Consider the following 17,545-nt stretch of genomic DNA (forward strand, 5'->3'; position numbering starts at 1 on the left):
GGCTTGCCCGCGATTGCATCACCGCGGTGTGCCTGATTGAGCTTGGCGTCTGCATCGCGGGCAAGCCCGCTCTCACAGGGTTTGTGATGTCAGTGCTGTAGGCGGTAGATGGCGTTGGCCACCGCGATGTCTTCCAGGCCCAGGCCGATCGAGCGGAAGAATACGTGGCGGTCGTAATCGGGGCGCTGGACCTTTTCGCTGATCAAATCCGGCAAGTCGCCGACGATCGCGTTCCTGTCCCAACCATGCTGTTCGCCGGCAATCAGCATTTCGCCCGCCGAGCCTGGCGTGGTCAGACGATAGTCGCAGAAGACGTGCATGTCGTTGAGGCTCTGCGGCGGCACTTCGTGGGCGCGAGGTGCGTTGGTGCTGATGGAGGTTATCAACGCTGGTTTGCTCAGGGTTGCCGGATCCATCACTGGCCCCGCTGACGACGTGCACAGCATGATCACGTCGGCTTCCTGAAGGGCTGTTTCACAACTGTCGACCAGCGTCAGGCGTGGATCGAGACCTTTGAGCTGGGCCAGTGCGTCTGGACTCAGATCGTTCAGGCCTTGTGAATAGAGGCTGATGCTTTGCCAGTCCCGCAGGTTCTTCACGTAATGCAGGTGCGCCTGGGCCACTTTGCCACTGCCGATGATTGCCAGGCGCCGGGCTTCAAGCGGAGCGAGGGCGTCCACCGCAACGGCGGTCGCGGCTGCGGTGCGCGCAACGGTCAGTTCACCGGCATCGCACAGCAACAGCGGCTGGCCGGTGTGCATCGACATCAGCAAGGTCCACGCGGTTACCAGCGGGCCTTGTTCGCGCACGATGTACGGCGACGTCTTGACCCCGTAGACACCGTCTTCGGCCAGCACGCCCAGGTAGTTGATGAAGTCGCCGGCGCCCTTGGGGAATTCCACCAGTTGCTGCGCCGGCTGCACCGCTTGCCCGGCAGCCAGGTCGCGGAACAGTTTGCGCAGGATCTGCGGAACGTCGACCTGTGCCAGCAGTTCGCGGGCCTGGGGTTGGGTGATCACATGAGGCGTGCTGGACATGGTCGGCTCCGGGAGCTGGAAGTAAACTAATTTGTCTATTATGGACTTTTAGTTCTGCCGAGCAAGCTCCTGTTGAAAAAAAACCGAACGAAAAAAAAGCGCAGTCCGTTGCCGGCTGCGCCTCTTTTAGTGCGACCCGCGTTACGGGTGCTTGCGCTCAACCGCCCGCAACAGATGCGTCGGTGGCGTTTCACAGCTGATTTTGCGACCCAGCAGCGCCTCGATGGACGGTAACTGGTAGGAGTCGTCTTCACCGGCAAAACTGATGGACACGCCATCGGCGCCGGCCCGACCGGTACGACCGATACGGTGCACGTAGTCGTCCGGGACTTCCGGCAGGGTGAAGTTGATCACGTGGCTGATGCCGTCGATGTGAATGCCGCGACCGGCGACATCGGTGGCCACCAGCACGCGGATCTTGCCTTCGCGAAAGCCTTCCAGGGTCTTGATGCGCTTGTGCTGCGGCACATCGCCAGACAATTGCGCGGCGTTGACGCCGTCGCGCACCAGGCGCTCTTCGATGCGCCGCACTTCATCCTTGCGGTTGGCGAAGACCATCACCCGCTCCCAACCGTTGTCGTTGATCAGGTTGTAGAGCAGCTTGTACTTGTCGGCGCCGGCCACCGCGTAGATGTGCTGCTCGACGTTTTCGCTGGCCACGTTCTGCGACTCGATCTCGACGATCGACGGCTCGGTGGTCCATTGCTTGGCGAGGTTCATCACGTCTTCGGTGAAGGTCGCGGAGAACAGCAGGGTCTGGCGCTCGTTCTTCGGCGGGGTCTGGCGAATGATCTGACGCACTTGCGGGATGAAGCCCATGTCGAGCATGCGGTCGGCTTCGTCGAGGACCATGACTTCGACCATGTCCAGGTGCACGTCGCCGCGCTGGTTGAAGTCGAGCAAGCGGCCCGGGGTGGCGACGAGGATGTCGCAATGACGCGCTTCGAGGTGCTTGAGCTGCTTGTCGAAGTCCATGCCGCCGACAAACGTCATGACGTTGAGGCCGGTGTACTTGGTCAGGTCGGCGGCGTCTTTGGCGATCTGCACCACCAGTTCGCGGGTTGGCGCGATGATCAGCGCCCGCGGTTCACCCATGTAGCGTTCCTTGGGCGGCGGTGTTTCCAGCAACTGGGTGATGATCGAAACCAGGAACGCCGCGGTTTTGCCGGTGCCGGTCTGGGCGCGACCGATGGCGTCTTTGCCGGCGAGGGTGAAGCCCAGCACCTGAGCCTGGATCGGCGTGCAGTACGGGAAGCCCAGGTCCTGGATGGCGTGCATCAGTTCCGGGGCGAGTTTGAAGTCGTGGAATCGGGTTTTGCCTTCCTGGGGTTCGACGACAAAATCTTCGAGTTTCCAGGGAATGACCGGCGCTTTTGGCTTGGGTTCGCGACGCGGTTTTGCCGGTTTCGGCACTTCGCTGCTCGGTTGTTCGGGGGTCGCCTCTTCAACAGGCGGGAGGGCCGGTGTCGCGACAGGCTCTTGTTTCGGTGCCGCTACGGGGGCGGTCCGGCCAGACTGATTACCGTCGGTGCGGTGGCTGGGGGTGTGAGACGGAGCGCTGGAGACTGGCGCGAGCTGCTCAGTCTCGCTTTTACCGAACATTTTCTTGAGTGCTTTGAGCACGGTCATCTCATCAATTGATTAAGGAATATACGGCGGCCAGTGTAATGCAAGAACCGGGCGCGGCGTAGGGGGATGGATCAATGGGCTGTTTTTCGCCTGAGCCGTTAACGCAGGCGTTCAGCGAGCCAGGCGTCGATGTCGCGAATTTCCTCGGGTAACACTTCGTGACCCATTGGGTATTCCTGCCATGTCACGGTGACACCATGCTGCTTTAAATACTCATAGGCGGTGCGCCCCATCGAGTTTTGCACCACGTCATCGTACTGACCGTGCAACGACAGCACCGGAATACGCTGTTGGCTCGCGGAGAGTTGCAGTTGATCGTTGAAGGTCGGTGCATAAGTCGAGAGGGCAAGTACGCCGCCCAATGCTCCCTGCCATTTCACAAACGCGGTGTGGAATACCACGGCGCCGCCCTGGGAAAAACCTGCCAGAAAAATCCGCGAGGCGTCTATTCCGCCCGCGCGCTGCTCTTCGATCAAATCAATCACCCTTTGCGCCGACTCTTCCAGCTGCTCGCGGCTGATTGCACGCGCCGGGCTCATGGCCAGAATGTCGTACCAGCTCGGCATCTCGTAACCACCATTAATGGTCACCGCACGGGTCGGTGCCTGAGGCAGGACGAAGCGGGTCGTCAGCAGGGTTTCTTGCAGAGCCTCGGCCACCGGCAGGAAGTCATAGCGGTCGGCGCCCAGGCCGTGCAGCCAGATAACGCAGGCGTCTGCGGGCTTGACGGGTTGAAGAATCAAGGGCTCGGTCATGGCTGCTCCAATTTTGTGCGTGCGCTCTCATTAAGTGCGAGATGTAAGTGCGCGTCTGGTTGATCCGTTAAGAAGATGTCGCAAGGCTACAAGTTTTGCTATTGACCTGTCGCTGAATCGCTTTAGCGAGCGGTCTGGTACGGGCTTTGCTATGGGAAAGCCTGTACGAAAATCCCACGCCTGTCGGTAACACTATCAGGCCATTGTTCCTGGTGGGATAGCAAAAAAAATCCGGTGATGGATGTTCGCCAGCGGCCGCTACGGGCTTCGCGAACGTGAAAGGGCTACAGCCCGTTCGGCCGATTGGTGAGAAGTGAGTGGTCCATGATTTGGATTTTCTCCTACTAGACTCATAGCTAAGGTCTTACGTCGGTCGACCCCAAAAAAAGCCAACACGGGTCGACAACGCCTCATAAGGGTGCGACTGGACTCACGCTCCGACACAACAAGAGCAAAACTGGAGGTTTGAATGAAGATGTTGAAATCCACCCTGGCCATCGTGACTGCAGCCGCAGTGCTCGGTGTCAGTGGGTTCGCTCAGGCGGGTGCAACCCTGGATGCAGTGCAGAAGAAAGGTTTCGTACAGTGCGGCGTCAGTGATGGCCTGCCTGGTTTTTCGGTTCCGGACTCCAATGGCAAGATCATCGGTATCGACGCCGACGTCTGCCGCGCTGTGGCCGCTGCCGTATTCGGCGACGCGACCAAAGTCAAATTCAGCCAGTTGAACGCCAAGGAGCGCTTCACCGCGCTGCAGTCCGGCGAAATCGACGTGCTGTCGCGTAACACCACCTGGACCAGCTCCCGCGATTCGGGCATGGGCCTGGTGTTTGCCGGCGTGACTTACTATGACGGCATCGGTTTCCTGGTAAACAGCAAGCAGCTGGGCGTGAAAAGCGCTAAAGAGCTCGACGGCGCCACCATCTGCATTCAAGCCGGTACCACCACCGAGCTGAACGTTTCCGACTACTTCCGCGGCAACGGTCTGAAATACACCCCGATCACTTTCGACACCTCCGATGAAAGCGCCAAGTCGCTGGAATCCGGTCGTTGCGACGTGCTGACCTCCGACAAATCCCAGCTCTACGCACAACGCAGCAAGCTGGCGACCCCGAACGACTACGTCGTTCTGCCGGAAACCATCTCCAAGGAGCCTCTGGGCCCGGTCGTGCGTAAAGGCGACGAAGAGTGGTTCAGCATCGTCAAGTGGACTCTGTTCGCCATGCTCAACGCTGAAGAAATGGGTATCACCCAGAAGAACGTTGAAGCTGAAGCCAAATCCACCAAAAACCCGGACGTTGCTCGTCTGCTGGGCGCTGACGGTGAATACGGCAAAGACCTGAAAGTGAAGAAAGACTGGGTCGTGCAGATCGTCAAGCAAGTGGGCAACTACGGTGAAGTGTTCGAGAAAAACCTCGGCAAGGGCACTCCGCTGGCCATCGACCGCGGGCTGAACGCTCTGTGGAACAACGGCGGCATTCAATACGCACCACCAGTGCGCTGATGGTTCTATCACCCGGTAGGCCAACTGCCGGGTGATGTTCTGTTCCATTACATCCGGGGCACTTCATGCAAAATTCAATCGGCGCACCAAAGCAGAGGCTCAGCCTCAGCGATCCCAAAGTGCGTGCGTGGCTATTTCAGATCATCACCATTGTGGCGGTGGTCTCGATGGGCTGGTATCTGTTCGACAATACGCAGACCAACCTTCAACACCGGGGCATTACCTCCGGTTTCAGCTTTCTGGAGCGCAGTGCCGGTTTCGGTATCGCTCAACACCTGATCGACTACACCGAATCGGACAGCTATGCCCGGGTGTTTGTCATCGGCCTGCTCAACACGCTGCTGGTGACCTTCATCGGCGTGATCCTGGCGACCATCCTCGGGTTCATCGTCGGCGTGTCACGGTTGTCGAAGAACTGGATCATCAGCAAGCTGGCGACTGTTTATGTGGAAGTCTTCCGCAACATTCCGCCGCTGCTGCAAATCCTGTTCTGGTACTTCGCGGTATTCCTGACCATGCCAGGGCCCCGCAACAGCCATAACTTCGGCGACACCTTCTTCGTCAGCAGCCGCGGCCTGAACATGCCGGCCGCATTGGCGGCGGACGGTTTCTGGCCGTTTGTGGTCGGCGTTGTCGTGGCCATCGTCGCCATCGTCCTGATGTGCCGCTGGGCCAACAAGCGTTTCGAAGCCACCGGTGTTCCGTTCCACAAGTTCTGGACCGGCCTGGCGCTGTTCCTGGTGATCCCGGCGTTGTGCGCGCTGATCTTCGGTGCCCCGCTGCACTGGGAAATGCCCAAGCTGCAAGGCTTCAACTTCGTCGGTGGCTGGGTGCTGATCCCGGAACTGCTGGCGCTGACCCTGGCCCTGACCGTGTACACCGCGGCGTTCATCGCCGAGATCGTGCGTTCGGGCATCAAGTCGGTCAGCCACGGCCAGACCGAAGCGGCTCACTCGCTGGGCCTGCGCAACGGTCCGACGCTGCGCAAGGTGATCATCCCGCAAGCCCTGCGCGTGATCATCCCGCCGCTGACCAGCCAATACCTGAACCTGGCGAAAAACTCTTCGCTGGCGGCCGGTATCGGTTATCCGGAGATGGTCTCGTTGTTCGCCGGTACGGTGCTGAACCAGACCGGTCAGGCGATCGAGGTGATTGCCATCACCATGAGCGTGTACCTGGCGATCAGTATCAGCATTTCCCTGCTGATGAACTGGTACAACAAGCGCATTGCGCTGATCGAGCGGTAAGGAAAAGCGCATGAGTACTCATACTTTCAAGCCTGACATGCCTCCACCGAGCAGCAGCATCGGTGTGGTCGCATGGATGCGCGCGAACATGTTCTCCAGCTGGCTCAACACCCTGCTGACCCTGTTTGCGTTCTATCTGATTTACCTCGTCGTGCCACCGATCCTCGAGTGGGCGATCATCGACGCCAACTGGGTCGGCACCACCCGCGCCGACTGCACCAAGGAGGGCGCCTGCTGGGTGTTCATCCAGCAGCGTTTCGGCCAGTTCATGTACGGCTACTACCCGGCGGACCTGCGCTGGCGCGTGGACCTGACCGTGTGGCTGGCGGTCATCGGCGTGGCGCCGTTGTTCATCTCGCGCTTCCCGCGTAAAGCGGTGTACGGGCTGAGCTTCCTGGTGCTGTACCCGATCATCGCCTACTTCCTGCTGCATGGCGGTCTGTTCGGCCTGAGCAACGTGGCGACCAGCCAATGGGGCGGCCTGATGCTGACCCTGGTGATCGCCACCGTCGGTATTGCCGGCGCGTTGCCGCTGGGCATTGTGCTGGCCCTGGGCCGTCGTTCGAACATGCCGGCGATTCGTGTGGTCTGCGTGACTTTCATCGAGTTCTGGCGCGGCGTGCCGTTGATCACGGTGCTGTTCATGTCCTCGGTGATGCTGCCGCTGTTCCTGCCTGAAGGCATGAACTTCGACAAACTGCTGCGGGCGCTGATCGGCGTCATCCTGTTCCAGTCGGCCTATGTGGCCGAAGTGGTGCGCGGCGGTCTGCAAGCGATTCCCAAGGGTCAGTACGAAGCGGCTGCCGCGATGGGCCTCGGTTACTGGCGCAGCATGGGCCTGGTGATTCTGCCGCAAGCCCTGAAGCTGGTGATCCCGGGCATCGTCAACACCTTCATTGCGCTGTTCAAGGACACAAGCCTGGTGATCATCATCGGCCTGTTCGACCTGCTCAACAGCGTCAAACAAGCTGCCGCCGACCCGAAATGGTTGGGCATGGCCACTGAAGGCTATGTGTTCGCGGCCCTGGTGTTCTGGATTTTCTGTTTTGGCATGTCGCGCTATTCCATGCATTTGGAACGCAAGCTCGACACTGGCCACAAGCGTTAGGAGTTCTGAAATGAGCGAAGCAATCAAACAGCCTGTGAGCCCTGAAGGCATTATTCAGATGCAGGGCGTGAACAAGTGGTACGGCCAGTTCCACGTGTTGAAAGACATCAACCTGAACGTTAAACAGGGCGAGCGTATCGTCCTGTGTGGCCCGTCGGGTTCCGGCAAATCCACCACCATCCGCTGCCTCAACCGTCTGGAAGAACACCAGCAGGGCCGCATCGTGGTCGATGGCGTGGAACTGACCAACGACCTCAAGCAGATCGAAACGGTCCGCCGTGAAGTCGGCATGGTGTTCCAGCACTTCAACCTGTTCCCGCACCTGACCATCCTGCAGAACTGCACGCTGGCGCCGATGTGGGTGCGCAAGATGCCCAAGCGTAAAGCGGAAGAAATCGCCATGCATTACCTGGAACGCGTACGCATTCCGGAGCAGGCGCATAAATTCCCGGGGCAATTGTCCGGCGGTCAGCAACAGCGTGTGGCGATTGCCCGCGCGCTGTGCATGAAACCGAAAATCATGCTGTTCGACGAACCGACGTCGGCCCTCGACCCAGAGATGGTGAAAGAGGTTCTGGACACCATGATCGGCCTCGCCGAAGACGGCATGACCATGCTCTGCGTGACCCACGAAATGGGCTTCGCCCGCACCGTGGCCAACCGCGTGATCTTCATGGACAAGGGCGAAATCGTCGAGCAGGCTGCGCCGAACGACTTCTTCGATAACCCGCAGAACGACCGCACCAAACTGTTCCTGAGCCAGATCCTGCATTGATCGAAGCCAGGCCGTGAAAAAAACCCGGACGCTGTTCCGGGTTTTTTTCGCCCGCAGAAACCCACCACGATCCCTGTACGAAATGGCGCTCCGGGCGCGAAATTGTAGGAGCTGGCTTGCCGGCTATAGCGGTGTGTCAGGCGATATCACGGGTGGCAGGCGGGGTAAACCCGTTTGCCCTGTCGGACTAAGCTGACTAACATGTCCGAAAATTCATCCTATGATTGGATGAAAGGGCGAATCCTATGTCAGAAATGTCTCCATTAATTAAGCGATCCCTGGTCGATCAGGCCTTGGACCAATTGCGCCTGCGCATCACCGAAGGCGTCTGGACCGTCGGCCAACGTCTGCCCACCGAGCCTGAGCTGTCGGCAGAACTGGGCATCAGCCGCAACACCGTGCGCGAAGCCATGCGTGTGTTGGCGTTTTCCGGTTTGATCGAAATCCGTCAGGGCGACGGCAGCTACCTGCGAGCGGTGATCGATCCGCTGGACACCCTGAAGGCGTTGTCGCGCTGCTCGCTTGAGCAAGCGCGAGAAACCCGGCACATTCTTGAAGTCGAGGCCATCGGCCTTGCCGCGATCCGCAGGACCGACGAAGACCTCATCGAATTACGCAAAGCACTCAACATCAGCGGCGATCACTACCACGGCGATCTCGACAGCTACATCGCCTGCGATCTGGTGTTCCACCGTCGCCTGGTAGACGCCGCGCACAACCCCACCCTCAGCGAGTTGTATCGCTATTTCTCCAGCATCGTCGGCGCGCAATTGCGCCAGACCTTGAACATCACGCCACGCCGTCAGGCCGTGTTCGACCTGCATATCGAACTGCTCGATGCCGTCGAACAACGCGACCCGGAACGCGCCAAAGCCTTGTCGAGGCAGTTGATCAATGAACCTTGAAACCGAGAACGCCATGTCCAGTCATAACGCTCAAGCCAAACGCACGGCGGAGCTTGAAGAGCTGCTGATCGACGCCGAGGCCGATGACGAAGCGGTCCAGCAAAGTCACCCGATCCTGCGCCGTCCGTGGCTGTTGTTACTGGGCCTGATTCTGGTGGCACTGAACCTGCGCCCGGCGCTGTCGAGCATGGCGCCGATGCTCAGCGAGGTCTCGAAAAGCCTCGGGTTGTCGGCGGCGCAGGCCGGTTTGCTGACGACCTTGCCGGTGCTGTGCCTCGGCCTGTTTGCGCCATTGGCGCCAATTCTGGCGCGACGTTTCGGCGCTGAACGCGTGGTGTTGGGCATTCTGCTGACGTTGGCCGGCGGGATCATTCTGCGCAGTTCCTTCGGTGAGATCGGTCTGTTTGCCGGCAGTGTATTGGCCGGTGCGAGCATCGGTGTGATCGGCGTTCTGCTGCCGGGTATCGTCAAACGCGACTTCGCCAAACACGCTGGAACCATGACCGGCGTCTACACCATGGCGTTGTGTCTGGGCGCGGCCATGGCAGCAGGCGCGACCGTGCCATTGAGCGAGCACTTCGACAAAAGCTGGGCGCTGGGCCTCGGCTTCTGGGTGATTCCGGCGTTGGCGGCGGCGATTTTCTGGTTGCCGCAAGTCGGGCAGAAACACGGCGCGCACAACGTGGCCTACCGCGTTCGCGGTTTGTTGCGCGATCGATTGGCCTGGCAAGTGACCTTGTACATGGGCCTGCAATCCTCCCTGGCCTACATCGTGTTCGGCTGGTTGCCATCGATCCTGATCGGTCGCGGCCTCACGCCGACCCAGGCCGGCCTGGTGCTGTCGGGTTCGGTGCTCATTCAACTCGCCAGTTCTTTGGCCGCTCCTTGGCTGGCCACGCGCGGCAAGGATCAGCGCCTGGCGATCGTGATCGTCATGGCGCTGACCCTCGGCGGTCTGTTCGGCTGCCTCTACGCACCGATCGAAGGCCTGTGGGGTTGGGCGATTCTGCTCGGTCTGGGGCAGGGCGGTACGTTCAGCCTGGCGTTGACCCTGATCGTGCTGCGCTCGCGGGACTCGCACGTGGCGGCGAACCTGTCGAGCATGGCCCAGGGTTTCGGTTACACCCTGGCGTCCATGGGGCCTTTCGCGGTGGGCATCGTGCACGACTGGACCGGTGGCTGGAACGCCATAGGCTGGATCTTCGGCGTGATTGGCCTCGGCGCCATCCTTGCCGGCCTCGGTGCCGGGCGTTCGTTGTACGTGCAGGTGGTCAGCGAAAAGGTCTGACTACAGGTAAACAACTTCCAGGGTCGCCGAGCCGTCGAGCTGCACCTCGGTGCTCAGGTCCAGTTCGGAGGTGGGCGCGATGACCGTTTCAACCGTCACCCGGCTGGTCAGATTGCGAATGGCAACCGGGCCGGCGCTGCTGCCTGCGCTGTCGGTAAAACCGAGATAGCTTCGGGAGCCAATCGGAATGGCCTGGCTGTTCGACGAACTCCAGGCTTTGCCGCCCGTGGTCGAGTCGGTTCGATAGACCTGCGTCAGGTCGTCCACCACCGTGCTGACGGGATCGAAGTTCAGCGAATACAAGCCGATTTTATTGTGGCTTTGGTCGTGGTTCAGGCCGTAATAAATCTCGCTGTTGACGATGGCCGAGCCGTCGCGGTTGTCGCGCATCAGCAGGGCAAATCGCGCGGGCGCATTGCACTGAATATTGAGGTCGAGTGTCTGGTCGCGCAGTCGCGTGCGTTTGTCGGCGCTGAGGTCCTGCCGGGAGATTTTTCCGTAGTCGACGAGTCCGCTGTTGGACAGCATCGGAGTGCAGGCGAGGGGGGTGATGGTGCCTTTGACGCTCAGGTCAACCGCAGATGTCGCGAGAGCGTGGTGGGCAGTGCTGAACAGTAAGGTTGCCGAGAGGGCTGTGAAGTATTTGTTCATTCATGAAAATCCTTTTCGTGGATTTGCCGTGTTCCAGTGCCGCATCACCGTTGCCGATAATGCGGCGCCCCGAATTACAGGTAGTTCATCTCAAGCGTTGCAGAACCATCGATCAGGACTTCGTTGGTCAGATCAAGTCCGTCGGCCCGCGCAATCGAAGCAACGATGCCCAGGTCCATAGTTACGTGCTGAATAGGGATCGGAAAGCCCGGATTTCCGGTGGCCGCCACCGACATGTATTGTCCGGGCCACATGAAAATCTGGGACTTCCAGTCGTTCTTCCCATCCACGGAGTTGATTGTCTGTACGGCTACGCCATCGGCGACGGCATTTATCATCGTCAGAAAATAATTCCCCAGCTTCTGGGTTTCATTGATTTTGCCCAAGCCGAAATTCAGGCTGGAGGCAGACGAGGCCGAGCCGGGGCGATTTTCCTTGGCAAACAGGGCGAAGGGCATGGGACCGTCGCACTTCACGTCCAGCGTCAGTGTTCGGTCTTCGAGGCGGGTCGACGTGTCCTGTTTCAAATCCTTTGCCGAAATCTTTCCATAATCGACGATACCGCCGCTGGACAGGTTCGGCGTGCACGCGTTCGGGGTGATGAGGCCTGTGACCGTCAGGTCTGTCGACGAGGCGAAGGTGAGTGGTGAAGCCAGGACGATGAACGCCATCGTCAGAGCCTGTGGAATTTTTGTCATGGGACAGGTTTCGCTGTGTGGGGTGAGCGGAATCAGTCCTTGCCCGAAGCAGGACCTCGGGCAAGGTCGGGCTACGGGGTTATGGGTAGTCGATGGTGAGGGTGACCGAGCCGTCGAGCAGGACGTCGTTGGTCAGGTCCAGTGAGTCGGCGCGGGCGATTTCGGTCCAGATTCTAAGGTCTGTCTGCAGGTCCTTGATTGCAATTGGCGTCGTCGGGCCACCGAGCGCACCAAACGCGGAGAGTTTTTCATTGTTGAAATACGATTCATTTATCCACGTGTTGCCATTGTCCAGGGATACCAATGGGGACACGGCAACGCCATCTCCTATCGGTGCCATAAACCGTACGTCGAAACTGCCGAGCTTCTGATCGACATTGATATAGCCCAGGCCGAATTGATTGCTACCAGTACGCGTTCCGGATTTGTTATCGGTCGGAAGCAGCCTGAACGCGACGGGTGCGTCACAGTTCACGGTTAGCTGCAAGATCTCGCTAGGCAGTTGCGTGGGTTTGTCCTGATTCAATTCTTTGGCTGAAAACTTGCCATGATCGACGATCCCGCCACCGGAAAGCGTCGGCGTACACGCGTTCGGGGTGATGAGGCCTGTGACCGTCAGGTCTGTCGACGAGGCGAAGGTGAGTGGCGAAGTCAGGACGATGAACGCCATCGTCAGAGCGTGTGGAATCTTTTTCATGGGACAGGTTTCGCTATGTGGAGTGAGCGGAATCAGTCCTTGCCCGAAGCAGGACCTCGGGCAAGGTCGGGCTACGGGGTTATGGGTAGACGATGGAGAGGGTGGCCGAACCATCGAGAGCGACTTCGTTGGTCAGGTCCAGTGAGTCGGCGCGGGCAATTCGAGCCAATACCCTAAGGTTTGTCTGCAGATCCTTGATGGCAATCGGCGTGGCCGCGCCCCCTACAGCGCCGAATGCCGAGAGCAGGTTAGGCTCCACTAAACGGCTAGCAAACCAAGTACTTCCATTGGTAGTGGACACCAATGGCTGTACGGCAACACCATCTGCTATGGGGTCCTGGATTCTTACAATGAAACTACCAAGCTTCTGATCAACATTGATAAAGCCGAGTCCGAAATCGCTGCCATCATAACTCGTGCCGGACTTGTTATCGGTCGGTAACAACCTGAACTCAGTCGCTGCGTCACAGTTCACGGTGAGCTGCAATGTCTCCCAGCCCAGTGACGTGGCTTGGTCCGGCCTCAAGTCTTTGGCTGAACGCTTGCCATAATCGACAATCCCGCCACCGGCAAGCGTCGGCGTACACGCGTTCGGGGTAATAACGCCAGTCACCGTCAAATCAGTGCTCGAAGCCGCCAGCGCATAAGGCGCAACGCCAATCAGCGCAGTGGCGGAGAGTGCTGCAAAGTACTTTTTAATCATTGTTTACTCACTTCTTAGGTAGTGCCCTGACTGCCCCGAGACGTTCAAGTGCGTCCCGGATCCAGCAGGATCGGGTTGGGTGTTACAGGTAAATAATCTCGATCGTTCCCGCGCCATCGAGGTCGATGGCGCTGCTCAGGTCCAGGCTGTTGGTGGGGGCGATGACGGCGTCGACGGTCACCGTGGCGCTGAGGTTCTGGATCAGCACCGGGCCGGCGCCGCTGCCGGCGTTGTCGGTGAACGCCAGGTAGCGGCTTTTGCCGATGGCAACCGGGCTGGCGCTGCCGGTGCTCCAGGCCATGCCGGCGGTGCTGGAGTCGGTTCGATAGAGGCGGGCGAAGCCGTCGGCATGGGCGGTGGCCGGGTCTACGCGCAGTGAAAAACGGCCAATCCTGTTGCCGCGGCTGTCCTTGCCCAGGCCGTAGTCGATCTCGCTGTCGAGCGTCGCCGAACCTGAGCGGTTGTCATGCATGACCAAGGCGAAGGACGCCGGCGCGTCGCAGCCGACCATCAGCGTCAACGACTTGGGCGGCAGGTGTGTGTCCTTGTCTGAGTGCAGGTCTTTTTTTGACAAGGTGCCGAAGTCGACCACACCGCCGTTGGACAGCACCGGCTCGCAGGCTGCCGGAGCGAAGCGGGCGCGCAAGGTCGCCTCGCGAGTGAGTCCGGGTGCGACGGCATCGAACGCCCCGAAGGCTTCCCAGGTCACCGCGTCACGCACTTGCATGCCTTGCTCTTGAACCCAGGCCGTCAGCTCAAGCTGCGCCGAGAAACTGCGGCCCTGCATTGGCGCGCCTGCCTGCAGCGGGACGACCCCGTGCTTCGGTCGCCAGATCAGGCTCGACGCCATCTCTGCCGGTGGCTGACCGACCCCGGCAATTAACCCGATCTCGACCGATTGCCCATCGAGCACGGCGTCGCGAATCCGCATCTGATAGCTGCCGCGTTCGGCGAAGTGAAAGCGTTCGGCGGTCGCGGCCATGGCCCGGTAGAACAGGCTCATGTCGATGGGCTGCGCACAGCTCAAGGTCAGGCTGAGCTGGCGCACACCGAGGTTGCGCTCCGGTGCGGCATCGGGCCGTATCGCCCGGTTCATCAGCCCGTAATCGAGCACCGGCTGGCTCAGGTTGAACTGGCAGTCGTCCGTGGACGCCGAGGCCAGTGGCGTGAATCCGCTCAGTGCCAGGGGCGCCAAGGTCAGCAGCAGATAGCGTGACAGGTTCATGAAGTCATCCTCAGAGTGCTCGGCACTTGGCGGGGGCGGTTTCGTAGTACGCGTTGGTGTCGGCGTCGGCGGGCAGTTCGAAGCGCAGTTCGCAGCGCTCCAGCCCCGGCGCGCTGATCCACAACGGGCGGCGGTCGAGGACGTTGGGCAAAAACACCAGGCCGCCGTCCTGCACCAGGGTCACGAACTCGCCATCCTCGGTATTCACGGAGGCCCCGCGCGGCAGGGGCGCGCCGTTGGCGGTGGTGGCCTTGAGCAAGGCGCGACGGGTCATCGTGATGCCGAATTCAACATTGTCGACGGCGCCGCGACCGGCCGAAATCACCGCCAGCCCGTTGTGAATGTCGGCGTTGCGCGGCAGGGTTTTGGTGTCGACTTCCACCGGGCTTTTGCCGTAAGCCGTCACTTGCGGGATCACCGCCTGACCTTGCCAGTCGGTCCACACCGGACCGCTGGGCGTCGACACTTTGATCGAACCCATGTCGCCCACCGACAGCAGCGCAAAGGTGTCGCTCACCGGGTACGGCGACAGCGTCACGCCGCCGCCGTGCAACACCGCGCCGCCGCGAGCGCTGGCCTGATAGCTGGAGCGCTCGGCATCCGCGCGGGTGTAATTGAGATCGAGCTGGGTGTAGCGCGGCAGCAGCGAAACGCCGGCCGTGGACTGCACCTGTTTATTGCGCGTGTCGTGTTCGACGCCAACCCGGTAACCCAGTTGATCGTTGACCCGTTCACTCAAGCCCACGCCGCTGCGGTATTCGCCGGCGGAACTGCGCACCCAGGTCCGCGCCCGGCGGTTCTCGCCCAGCGGAATGCTGAGGTTCAGGTAGACGCTGTCATCGTTGCGGTTCGAACCGCTGACCTGCCATTCGGCGGTCGCCGAGACGGATACGCCAGCGATGCTGGTGCCCCAGGACGCGAGGGCGCGGCTGCTGCTTTGACCGTCGAACGAGCTGGAGCGGCTGAAGCCGCTGCTGAAGGCGCCGAGCCATGGATGCGACCACGACAGGGCCGCGTTTTGCTGATCGCGGTAACGGGATTTGCTGTTGTCGGAGGTGTTGGCGAACACCGCATCTTCCAGCTCCCGGTAGCCCTGGGTTCGGTAAGAACTGCCGGCATTCAGCGCCCACTGATCGTTCAAGCGATGCGAGACGCTCAGGTCAGCCTGAAGCCCCTGACTGGCTTGTTTGCCGCTGGCGTCCGCGCCGGTCAGTGTGGCTTGCACCTGGGTCACGGGCGAGGGCAACAGGCCGACGCTGCCACCCGCTGCGCGATAGTCGGCGGCGCCGGTCAGGCCGGCGCTGAGCAACACTTGCGGGGTGAGCGCACCGCTCCAGCCGCCGCTGATGACCCAGGGATCGCCCCCCTGCGCGTCACCGACACTGCGCACCTGACCGACGCCCAGCGAATAACCGGGCGCGGGCAGGCCGATCCCCAACATGGCGGCCGGCACGGTAAAACGGCGCTCGCTGCCATCGTCCTCTTTGATCGTGACTTCCACGTCGGAGTGCGTGTTGAGCCGCCGCACGTTGGTCAGCGCGAACGGGCCGGCCGGCACCACCGTGGAATGGATCAGCGAACCGTTCTGGCGGACCTCGACCTGGGCCTGACTGTTAGCGATCCCTTCAATGACCGCGCCTTGCTCTTCGACTTGCAGCGCCTGCTCGTTCAGCACTTGCACGCCGGTGATCTGCGCACCGGCGAGCACCGGGTTGTAGAGGTTGATCTGACCCGCCTGCAGCACCGCTTCCTGGCTGGCGAAAGTGCGCTGGGCGTAGGCCGCAATGTGCGTGGTGCGGGAAATGTCGTCCTGCCAGGTCTGCACCTGACGGCTGCGCACGATCCAGTCACCGGCATTGAAGCCCAGTTCGGTGTTGGCCGAGGCGTAGCGGCTGGTGCTGTCGCCAGAACGGCTGTGCAAACCGGTGACGTCGTAGTTGATCAAACCGGCAATGCCGCCGGTTTGATAGCCGGAAAAATCCCGGGCAGTGGGGCGTATCGCGTCGGTGGGTACGATCAACGACAGGGCCAGGCTCGCCGGGTCCGGGTTGATGACGGTCTGCGGCGCGGTGCCGAGAAAATCGTGGCACTGGCCATCGTCCAGCGTAATTGCCGGCACCGTAAGGTTTGCCGCATCGAGCAGCGCGCGATCGAAGCACAAAGCCCCTTCGCGATTGAACGTGACGTCGACCCGGCCACGGCGCTGGCCGTTGACGGTGAGCGTGACCGGGTGGCGCCCGGCCGTGAACTGCGGCGCCTGCATCAGCAGCGTCGCCAACGCCGGATCGATGCCGCGTTGCAGCAACGTGTCTTTGTCGAACGACGCCGGCAGCGACACCTCACCGTAGGCGTCGAGCATCATCAGCGCATTGCTCAGCAGCAACGCCCATGTGGTTTGCCGCCATGGATGAGGGCGAGCGGCGGCCCGAATAGCGGGCACGGCTTCGCCATCACGGTAATTCGATACTGTGTTCATCAGGTTCACTTGGGTTATTGCGGCGTGCGGTTACAGGCACGCCTGTGGCAACGGCCAAGCGGCCATCGCCTTGAAACATGGGCGTTCATCGTTCCTTGATGATGCCGTCAGGGTGGTTCAGGACTGGATGGGCGCCTCGTAATGCGGCACTGCAAAGCCGTAGACCGTCGCCGGTTGAAAACGCACCTGGGTGGCGGCGCCTTCGGGCACCTTGATGCTGATGTGTTCACCGGGCAGCACGTAGGTTTTCGGCAACATCGCGTTGCCCGTCGACGGCAACAATTGCACTTCCTGGCCCAGACGCACCACATACGGCGTGTCGTTGCGCACGGTCAGTTGCCCGTCCTTCAGCGACCATTTCAGATCGGTCCACGGCGTGCGATTAGGCGCCAGGCCTTTGGGGTGCAGGATCACCGGCAAATTCTGCCGCACCGTTACGCCGACCCGCGCCTGACCTGCCTCGGCGGGCGCTTTGCCCTGGGGGATGCCTTCGAAGATCACCCGCTTCAAACGCTGGGTCAGCAAGGGTTTTTCCGATTGCAGAATGAACCGCACCAATTGAGTTTTACCCGCTTCGACGCGCGCCAGCGGTGGTGTCACGAACACCAGCGATTCGCTGTCTTCGGCAATGTCTTCGAGGGTGACGTGCATCAACGCCAGGTTGGCATCGGTGTTGGTCACGGACACGGACGCTTCGCCGTCGGCCTCGTTGACGATGACCACCGAAGTGTCCGGCACCATGCCGTCGGCCTGGGCGTGTGCGGTCAGCAGCAGGGCGAATACGCCGATGCCGGAATGGAACAGATGACGGGTGACTTTGGAAAACATCGTCATGACATGTCTCGTTGAA

16 protein-coding genes are annotated in these 17,545 nt (G+C 60.7%); 6 read left to right on the plus strand and 10 right to left on the minus strand.

The features are described 5' to 3' along the window. Positions 1-89: 89 nt before the first annotated feature. From ACI77H_RS09600 to ACI77H_RS09610, 3 genes are all read right to left on the minus strand, one after another. The gene (locus tag ACI77H_RS09600) at positions 90-1,037 is read right to left on the minus strand and encodes an ornithine cyclodeaminase family protein (RefSeq protein ID WP_407011691.1); all 948 of its coding nucleotides are present in this window, start codon (positions 1,035-1,037) and stop codon (positions 90-92) included. A gap of 141 nt (positions 1,038-1,178) precedes the next feature. Then, complete coding sequence (rhlB, locus tag ACI77H_RS09605; protein WP_407011692.1) at positions 1,179-2,666, minus strand: ATP-dependent RNA helicase RhlB; 1,488 nt, start codon at positions 2,664-2,666, stop codon at positions 1,179-1,181. A 98-nt stretch (positions 2,667-2,764) separates the two neighbouring features. Next, entirely contained in the window at positions 2,765-3,421 is a 657-nt protein-coding gene (locus tag ACI77H_RS09610; RefSeq protein WP_407011693.1) for an alpha/beta hydrolase, read from the minus strand. A 469-nt stretch (positions 3,422-3,890) separates the two neighbouring features. On the opposite strand from ACI77H_RS09610, the gene ACI77H_RS09615 reads away from it, so the two are divergent. The 6 genes from ACI77H_RS09615 to ACI77H_RS09640 all read left to right on the plus strand — a co-directional run bounded on the left by ACI77H_RS09615 (position 3,891) and on the right by ACI77H_RS09640 (position 10,245). Next, positions 3,891-4,922: an amino acid ABC transporter substrate-binding protein gene (locus tag ACI77H_RS09615; RefSeq protein ID WP_407011694.1), complete on the plus strand. Its 1,032-nt coding sequence runs from the start codon at positions 3,891-3,893 to the stop codon at positions 4,920-4,922. 65 nt (positions 4,923-4,987) lie between these two features. Continuing rightward, positions 4,988-6,169: an amino acid ABC transporter permease gene (locus tag ACI77H_RS09620; RefSeq protein ID WP_407011695.1), complete on the plus strand. Its 1,182-nt coding sequence runs from the start codon at positions 4,988-4,990 to the stop codon at positions 6,167-6,169. A 10-nt stretch (positions 6,170-6,179) separates the two neighbouring features. Then, complete coding sequence (locus ACI77H_RS09625) at positions 6,180-7,277, plus strand: amino acid ABC transporter permease (RefSeq protein WP_407011696.1); 1,098 nt, start codon at positions 6,180-6,182, stop codon at positions 7,275-7,277. Positions 7,278-7,287: 10 nt separating this feature from the next. Further along, positions 7,288-8,052 carry an amino acid ABC transporter ATP-binding protein gene (locus ACI77H_RS09630; protein ID WP_092272917.1) on the plus strand — a complete coding sequence of 255 codons (765 nt, stop codon included), beginning with the start codon at positions 7,288-7,290 and terminating at the stop codon, positions 8,050-8,052. 245 nt (positions 8,053-8,297) lie between these two features. Beyond that, positions 8,298-8,957 carry a FadR/GntR family transcriptional regulator gene (locus ACI77H_RS09635; RefSeq protein WP_407011697.1) on the plus strand — a complete coding sequence of 220 codons (660 nt, stop codon included), beginning with the start codon at positions 8,298-8,300 and terminating at the stop codon, positions 8,955-8,957. Next, positions 8,947-10,245, plus strand: a complete 1,299-nt coding sequence (locus ACI77H_RS09640; protein WP_407011698.1) for a CynX/NimT family MFS transporter — start codon at positions 8,947-8,949, stop codon at positions 10,243-10,245. Before ACI77H_RS09635 ends, ACI77H_RS09640 begins: the two co-directional genes overlap by 11 nt. Here the strand turns inward: ACI77H_RS09640 and ACI77H_RS09645 are convergent, their stop codons facing one another. The 7 genes from ACI77H_RS09645 to ACI77H_RS09675 form a co-directional block, all read right to left on the minus strand. Next, entirely contained in the window at positions 10,246-10,896 is a 651-nt protein-coding gene (locus ACI77H_RS09645) for a DUF1120 domain-containing protein (protein ID WP_407011699.1), read from the minus strand. A gap of 74 nt (positions 10,897-10,970) precedes the next feature. Then, the gene (locus ACI77H_RS09650; RefSeq protein ID WP_407011700.1) at positions 10,971-11,567 is read right to left on the minus strand and encodes a DUF1120 domain-containing protein; all 597 of its coding nucleotides are present in this window, start codon (positions 11,565-11,567) and stop codon (positions 10,971-10,973) included. 106 nt (positions 11,568-11,673) lie between these two features. Then, positions 11,674-12,291: a DUF1120 domain-containing protein gene (locus tag ACI77H_RS09655; protein WP_407011701.1), complete on the minus strand. Its 618-nt coding sequence runs from the start codon at positions 12,289-12,291 to the stop codon at positions 11,674-11,676. A 79-nt stretch (positions 12,292-12,370) separates the two neighbouring features. After that, positions 12,371-12,994, minus strand: coding sequence for a DUF1120 domain-containing protein (locus ACI77H_RS09660; protein ID WP_407011702.1), 624 nt, complete (start codon positions 12,992-12,994; stop codon positions 12,371-12,373). A gap of 82 nt (positions 12,995-13,076) precedes the next feature. Next, on the minus strand, positions 13,077-14,219 hold the full coding sequence (locus ACI77H_RS09665; protein ID WP_407011703.1) for a DUF1120 domain-containing protein: 1,143 nt from the start codon (positions 14,217-14,219) through the stop codon (positions 13,077-13,079). Between the two features lie 10 nt (positions 14,220-14,229). After that, positions 14,230-16,695, minus strand: coding sequence for a fimbria/pilus outer membrane usher protein (locus ACI77H_RS09670; RefSeq protein ID WP_407011704.1), 2,466 nt, complete (start codon positions 16,693-16,695; stop codon positions 14,230-14,232). A 117-nt stretch (positions 16,696-16,812) separates the two neighbouring features. After that, a complete protein-coding gene (locus ACI77H_RS09675) occupies positions 16,813-17,529 on the minus strand; it encodes a fimbria/pilus chaperone family protein (protein ID WP_407011705.1) in 717 nt (238 codons plus the stop codon). Between the last annotated feature and the right edge of the window lie 16 nt (positions 17,530-17,545).

Origin of the sequence: Pseudomonas sp. O230 (genome assembly GCF_045447035.1) — a bacterium.
Classification (GTDB): Bacteria; Pseudomonadota; Gammaproteobacteria; order Pseudomonadales; family Pseudomonadaceae; genus Aquipseudomonas.